7 protein-coding genes are annotated in these 6,218 nt (G+C 73.0%); 3 read left to right on the top strand and 4 right to left on the bottom strand.

Annotated elements, in window-relative coordinates; genetic code table 11:
• The first annotated feature begins 278 nt into the window (after window positions 1–278).
• The 3 genes from lnt (at window position 279) to ACZ6QQ_RS22480 (ending at window position 3,356) form a co-directional block, all read left to right on the top strand.
• The gene (gene lnt, locus ACZ6QQ_RS22490) at window positions 279–1,964 is read left to right on the top strand and encodes an apolipoprotein N-acyltransferase (protein ID WP_465878943.1); all 1,686 of its coding nucleotides are present in this window, start codon (window positions 279–281) and stop codon (window positions 1,962–1,964) included.
• Window positions 1,965–1,981: 17 nt separating this feature from the next.
• Window positions 1,982–2,770: a polyprenol monophosphomannose synthase gene (locus tag ACZ6QQ_RS22485; protein WP_465878941.1), complete on the top strand. Its 789-nt coding sequence runs from the start codon at window positions 1,982–1,984 to the stop codon at window positions 2,768–2,770.
• Between the two features lie 64 nt (window positions 2,771–2,834).
• Window positions 2,835–3,356, top strand: a complete 522-nt coding sequence (locus ACZ6QQ_RS22480) for an FxsA family protein (protein WP_465878746.1) — start codon at window positions 2,835–2,837, stop codon at window positions 3,354–3,356.
• An 86-nt stretch (window positions 3,357–3,442) separates the two neighbouring features.
• On the opposite strand, the gene ACZ6QQ_RS22475 is transcribed toward ACZ6QQ_RS22480, so the two are convergent.
• The 4 genes from ACZ6QQ_RS22475 to ACZ6QQ_RS22460 form a co-directional block, all read right to left on the bottom strand.
• Window positions 3,443–3,784 (bottom strand): RNA polymerase-binding protein RbpA, encoded by a 342-nt coding sequence (locus tag ACZ6QQ_RS22475; protein ID WP_326558423.1) that lies wholly within the window; start codon window positions 3,782–3,784, stop codon window positions 3,443–3,445.
• A 183-nt stretch (window positions 3,785–3,967) separates the two neighbouring features.
• Entirely contained in the window at window positions 3,968–5,104 is a 1,137-nt protein-coding gene (locus ACZ6QQ_RS22470) for a hypothetical protein (RefSeq protein WP_465878744.1), read from the bottom strand.
• 37 nt (window positions 5,105–5,141) lie between these two features.
• On the bottom strand, window positions 5,142–5,657 hold the full coding sequence (locus ACZ6QQ_RS22465; protein ID WP_465878743.1) for a pyridoxamine 5'-phosphate oxidase family protein: 516 nt from the start codon (window positions 5,655–5,657) through the stop codon (window positions 5,142–5,144).
• A gap of 22 nt (window positions 5,658–5,679) precedes the next feature.
• Complete coding sequence (locus ACZ6QQ_RS22460) at window positions 5,680–6,138, bottom strand: hypothetical protein (RefSeq protein WP_465878742.1); 459 nt, start codon at window positions 6,136–6,138, stop codon at window positions 5,680–5,682.
• Between the last annotated feature and the right edge of the window lie 80 nt (window positions 6,139–6,218).

The following is a 6,218-nucleotide window of genomic DNA, read 5'->3' as shown; positions in this document are numbered from 1 at the left end:
GGAGAACCGTCGTTCTCCTCTGTGTGGCGCAAGGTTGGGTGGTTGTCCCCTCCCACACCCCGGACGGGGGGAGGCCGGAACCAGCTGGGCCGCGCCCGGTGCCCCCCCCCCGATTTTGTCGTTGCGGGCGGCCCCGCCGACAGTGTCGTTTCCCGGGTGTCGGCGGTGTCGGGGGCGGACGTGGTCGCGGGTGCGGGTCGGGCCGGTAGCCTTCGCCGGGGAGATCCGCCGCCGATCGGTTCGGTGGTGGCCGGACGGGCGGTGAGGCGCAGGTGGCGATGGTGGACTCGGCGGGCACGCGGGTCGGTGCGGGCCAGGGACCGGTGGTGGGGTCCCCGCAGCGGCCCCGGCCGCTGCCGTTGTGGGTCGCGGTGCTGGCGGCGCTGGCGGGTGGTGGTGCGCTGCTGCTCGCCTTCCCGCCGTACGGGCTGTGGTGGCTGGGCCCGGTCGGGGTGGCGTTGTTGTCCGCCGCGACGCACCGTCGCCGGTTGCGGGCCGGCGCGGGGCTGGGCGCGTTGGCGGGCCTGGCCCTGTTCGTGCCGATGTTGAGTTGGACGAACCTGCACACCGGTTATCTGCCGTGGCTGCTGCTGTCCGGTTTGCAGGCCGGGTACCTGGCCCTGCTGGGGCTGGCGACGGCCCTGGTGAGCCCGGTGGTCGACCGGTGGCGCTGGTCGTGGCCGGTGGTGACCGGGCTGCTGTGGGTGGCGCAGGAGGCGCTGCGGGACCGGACCCCGTTCGGGGGGTTCCCGTGGGGGCGGTTGGCGTTCAGTCAGGCCGATTCGCCGCTGGTGCGGTGGGCGGCCGTCGGTGGGGCGCCGCTGGTGACGTTCGGGACGGCGCTGGTCGGCGGGTTCCTGGTCGCGGCCGGCTGGTGGGCGGTCACCGGGTGGCGGGGTGATCGGCTGGTACGGGGCCGCTGGTCGGTGTACGGGGCCGCCGTGGCGGCGGTCGCGGTGGTGCTGGTGGGGTTCCTGGTGCCGCTCGGGGACGGTTCCGGTGCCGGTACCGCCACCGTGGCGATCGTGCAGGGCAACGTGCCCCGGCTCGGGTTGGACTTCAACGCCCAGCGGCGGGCGGTGCTGGAGAACCACGCGAACGCCACCATCGACCTGGCCGCCCGGGTGGCCGCCGGTACGGCCCGGCAGCCGGACCTGGTGGTGTGGCCGGAGAACGCCAGTGACGTCGACCCGTTGCGCGACGCCACGGCGGCGGCCGAGATCACGGCGGCGGCGGACGCGATCCGGGCGCCGATCCTGGTCGGCGCGGTGCTCCTGGGGCCCGGCCCCGGCCAGGTCCGCAACACGGGGCTGCTGTGGTTGCCGGGGTCCGGCCCGGATCTGGACCAGATGTACTTCAAGCGGCACCCGGTGCCGTTCGCGGAGTACATCCCGTTGCGGAGCATCGCCCGGAAGGTCAGCTCCCAGGTTGACCGGGTCCGGTCCGACTTCGTCGCCGGCACCCGCCCCGGGGTCGTCACCGCCGGTGGGCTCACCCTCGGCGACGTGATCTGTTTCGAGGTCGCCTACGACGAGGTGGTCCGGGACACCGTCACCGGCGGGGCACAGCTGCTGGTGGTGCAGACGAACAACGCCACGTTCGACGAGGCCGAGGCCCGCCAGCAGATGGCGATGGTGCAGTTACGGGCGGTTGAGCACGGTCGTGAGGCGCTCATGGCGTCCACGGTCGGGGTGTCCGGGTTCGTCGGGGCCGATGGGCGGGTAACCGGTGCGACCGGGTTCAACACCCCAGCGGTGGTGGTCCGGGAGGTGCACCTCGGGGACGACCGTACGGTCGCCACCCGGGTCGGTGTCTGGCCCGAGGTGGTGCTGGTGGGGTTGGCCGTCGCGGCGCTCGTGGCGGCCGTGGTGGTCCGCCGCCGTCGGGTGGTCCCCGCAGACGGTCCGTCGGTGGCGGGGGGTGAACTCGACCCCGCTGCCTCGGCAGATGCGGAGGAGCGGTGAGTGAGCCAACCGGTGCGGTGCGACGGATGACGGGCTATCCGGGTGTGGGGCGGGTCCTGGTCGTCATCCCGACGTACAACGAGGCGGACAACGTCGTGGTCATCACCGAGCGGCTGCGGCAGGCGGTACCGGCGGTGGAGATCCTGATCGCCGACGACAACAGTCCCGACGGGACCGGGGCGGTCGCCGACCGGCTCGCCGCCGCCGACGAGTTCGTCCACGTACTGCACCGGCCCGGCAAGCAGGGACTGGGGGCGGCGTACGTGGCCGGGTTCGGCTGGGCGCGGGAGCACGGGTACGACGCGGTCGCGGAGATGGACGCCGACGGCTCGCACGCCCCGGAGGAACTGCCCCGGTTGCTCGACGCGGCCCGCGACGCCGACGTGGTCATCGGTTCCCGGTGGACGTCCGGCGGCGAGGTGGTCAACTGGCCGTGGCACCGGCAACTGCTCTCCCGGGGCGGGAACCTCTACACCCGGTTGGCGCTGGGTATGCCGGTCTCCGACGCCACCGGTGGCTACCGGATCTACCGGGTGCCGGCGTTGGACAAGATGGACTTCGATTCGGTCGCCTCGCAGGGGTACTCGTTCCAGGTGGAACTCTCCTGGCGGGCGCACCGGGCCGGGTTGCGGACCGTCGAGGTGCCGATCACGTTCGCCGAGCGGGAACACGGGGCCAGCAAGATGAGCCCGTTGATCATCGCGGAGGCGTTGTGGCGGGTGACCCTGTGGTGTCTGCAGGAACGTCGGTTCGGTTCGGGTCGGCGTCGGGCCCGGTTCGGCGACAGTACGTCGCGGTGGCCGTAGAACCGGGGCGTGTCATGCTTGAGAGGCGGGATTCCGCTGCCGTTCATCATCCGGATGGGGTGACATGCGCCGAGGGCTGAGACTGGTGCCGTTGGCACTTCTGCTCGCCGTGGTCATCGAGATCGTGGTTTTCGTCCTGGTCGGGCACGCGATCGGGTTCGGGTGGGCGATCCTGCTCGTGCTCGCCGCCTCGATCCTGGGTCTGATGCTGCTGCGTCGGGAGGGTATGCGGGCCTGGCGTGGCTTCCGCAGCGCGGCCGAGGCCGGCAGCCCACCGGGTAAGCAGGTTGTCGACGGGCTCGTCGGGCTCGGTGCGGGCCTGCTGCTGGCCGTGCCGGGGCTGGTCAGCGGGGTGGTCGGCCTGCTGCTCGTGATTCCGCCGCTGCGCCGGCTCGCCGGCCGGGGGGTGCAGGTGGCCACGGAGCGGCGGGTGTCGGCGATGGTCGCCGGTGACCTGTTCGGGCCGCGCCGGGTGCGGGTGCGTCGCGGGGCCCCGCAGCCGACACCGCCGGCTGCCGACACCCGGCCACCGCCGGCCGCCGGTCCGGCGATCGAGGGCGAGATCGTCGACCAGCGACCGAACTGAGGCCGAACCCGACCACCGGGCGCACACGAAACCGCCCCACGGCCGGTGGGCCGTGGGGCGGTGGTGATTGTTGTCGGTGCTGGTGCTCAGACGCGACCGCGTCGGGTCCGTACCTCTTCGAGTCGTTCGGCGAGGATGTCCTCGAGTTCGGCGATCGAACGGCGTTCCAGCAGCATGTCCCAGTGGGTACGCGGCGGCTTCGCCTTCTTCTGCTCGGGCTCGGTGCCATCCACCAGCCGTGCGACGCTGCCGTCGAACTTGCACTCCCAGGTGATCGGAACCTCGGCGTCGACGGCGAAGGGCACCTCGAACTGGTGACCCTTGGCGCAGAGGTACTCGCGGGTCTGGCGCGGCGCGAGCTCCGTGTTCCGGTCGGACTCGTAGCTGACTGCTCCCAGACGGCTTCCGCGCAGCATGCGCTCGCCCATGTTCGGCATTCCCCTCGGTCGTGGTGCTGGTTCTTATCGGTGTAACGATGGGTACCGGGTCGGCGATTCCCGACACCTTCGGCAAACGTACTTCTGATCAAACATTCCGAGCGTAGCCGGACAGCGCAACCCGTGATCGGGGCCACCACCGTACCCGATGGGTTATGTGTTGTTCGTGGCTTTTTATCCGCTTTCGTGGGCGGTCTGGGTCGGGACGACGGGCGGCGCCATCACCGCCCGGCTGCTCAGGCTCGCCAGCGCCGCCGCCAGATCGCTCACCTGCACCGACAACCGGGCCACCCGGTCGGCCGCCGCGTCCCGTTCGACCAGCGCGGCGTCGAGCCGGGCGACCAGTTCACCGATCCGGGCCCGAGCCTCGGCCGCCGCCTGCGTCGCCTCGCGCAACTGTCCGGCGACCGCCTCCCGGTCCAGGTCGGCCTTTTCCGCCGCCGCCCGCGCCCGCCCCGCCGCCTCGGCGTCGCGTTGCGCCCGCTCACCGGCGAGCGCGGCGTCCCGGACCGCCGCCACCGCGTCGGCCTCGGCCCGGTCCGCCCGCCCCCGCGCCTGCTGCGCCACCACCCGGAACTCCTCGGCCGCCTCGACCGCCCGCTCGGCCGACGCGGTCGCCCGGGACGCGTCGGCGCGGGCGGCGTCCCGCTCCCGGGTCAGGTCGGCCATCGCCCGCCGGTCGGCCTCCGCCTGCGTCCGCAGCGACCGCAGGTCGTCGCGGGCGGCATCCCGGTCGGACTCCGCCTGCGTCCGCAGTGCCTGCGCCGCGCTCACCGCCCGCCGCGCCTCGTCCCGCTCGGCCAGCGCCCCGGCCGCCCGCGCCGACGCCGCGTCGGCCACCTCCTCGGCCCGCCCGGCCCGCTCGATCGCGGTGTCCCGGTCGGCGACCGCCGCCGCCGTCTCCCGCCGCGCCACCGTCAACGCCGCCGTCGCCGCCTCCGCCTCCCGGCGGGCCTCGTCGCGTTCGGTCTGCGCCTCGGCGACCTCGGTCGCGGCTTCGGCGCGTACCTGCGCGAGTTGCCGTTCGACCCCGACCGGCGACAGCTCGGCGTGCAGCGCCTCGGTCAGGGTCTCCACGACCTGATCCAACCGGTCGACCGCCTCCCAGGTCCGGGCCACCTGCCCGGCGAGCCCGGGGGCGTTGCGGTGCCGCATCCTGGAGTTGCGGGAGGCCCGCTGGCAGGCGCCGTCGTTGTCCCGGCAGTAGCGGAACGGCCGCCCCGCGGCGACCCGCTGCGGAACCGGCCGGCCACAGTGGGCACAGGGGCGGGTGTCGGCCGGGGCGTCCCCGGTGGTCTCAAGCTCGCTCATCGCCGGGCAAGTCTAGGCGGGTCGGCGGGCCCGTACGTCAGTCGCGCCCGGACACCCAGAACTGGCGCGGGGCGTACCCGTCGCGACGCAACCAGTGCTCGGTGTATACCACCCGCCGGGCCTCGATGCGCAACAGGGGACCGGCGGGTGCCTCCCCGGCCGGCCGGCCGCGTTCGATCGCGTCGGACTGCCACCGGTAGACCGCCATCCCCTCGGTGAAACCGTCGTCGCCGGGATTCAGCACCTCGGCGGCACCGAACAGTTGCGCCCCACGGGAACTCGCCTGGCCGACCAGCGGAGCGAACACCCCCACCGACACCCGTGGATCCCCGGCGATGTTGCGCAGTTTCGGCGTACCGGCGCGCGCGGTCACGTACAGGGTCAGGTCGTGGTGGTAGTAGCGGACCGGGGTGGCGAGCGGGCCGTCCGGGCCGGTGGTGGCCAGTACGCACATGTTCTGCGACGACAACAGGTTCAGGATCCGTTCCCGCAGCCGTTCGCGGGGCAGTGCGCGGGTCGGTGCCGGCCCGACCAGCCAAGGATTCGTGATCATGGCGGACTCTACCCCGGCTGGGTCAGGGGTGCCGGTCACGCCAGGCCCGACGCAGGGTTTCGAGTTCGGTACGGGGAAACGGCGCACCCCACTTCCCGTGGTAGCCACTTTCTCCGTACCGGTGGGCGACCCGGTCGTAGGCTCGGACGAACGTACGGGCAACCGTGCCCGGGGTCTGCCAACTCGACCAGATCTCGGTTCCGGCGTTGTCGTGCCGCCCGGAGTCCGGCAGCCACAGCAACCGGATCCACACGTCGACGTCACCGCGATAGAAGATCCACCGGTACGCGGTCGGCTCCGCCTCGAACTCCGCCCTCGTCTCGGTCTCGCCGAGGACCAGCCGGGTGACCGCGCCGAGCAGATCCTCCGGCGCGGGGGTGATGTACGACGCGGTCATCTCGGCCCGGTGCTGCTCGTCGGCGACCACCGAGTCGGCCCACCCGAATCCGCTCAGGGTCCAGGTGAACGACATACGGTTCATGGGCGGCTCTCCCGGTTGTGTGGGTGGGGCCGGGCCTCGGCCGTCCCACCACGGTGGTGGTCCGCCACCGTCCACGCAAG

The sequence above is a fragment of the Micromonospora sp. NPDC049529 genome (assembly GCF_055586685.1).
Note: the sequence above shows the minus strand (reverse complement) of the source record. Positions and strands in the feature narration are given on the sequence as shown.

Bases quoted from the DNA above. Each gene is read 5' to 3' on its own strand.
- ACZ6QQ_RS22475 (WP_326558423.1), bottom strand. From the start codon at position 3,784: ATGGGCGAGCGCATGCTGCGCGGAAGCCGTCTGGGAGCAGTCAGCTAC.
- lnt (WP_465878943.1), top strand. From the start codon at position 279: ATGGTGGACTCGGCGGGCACGCGGGTCGGTGCGGGCCAGGGACCGGTG.
- ACZ6QQ_RS22470 (WP_465878744.1), bottom strand. From the start codon at position 5,104: ATGAGCGAGCTTGAGACCACCGGGGACGCCCCGGCCGACACCCGCCCC.
- ACZ6QQ_RS22460 (WP_465878742.1), bottom strand. From the start codon at position 6,138: ATGAACCGTATGTCGTTCACCTGGACCCTGAGCGGATTCGGGTGGGCC.
- ACZ6QQ_RS22465 (WP_465878743.1), bottom strand. From the start codon at position 5,657: ATGATCACGAATCCTTGGCTGGTCGGGCCGGCACCGACCCGCGCACTG.
- ACZ6QQ_RS22480 (WP_465878746.1), top strand. From the start codon at position 2,835: ATGCGCCGAGGGCTGAGACTGGTGCCGTTGGCACTTCTGCTCGCCGTG.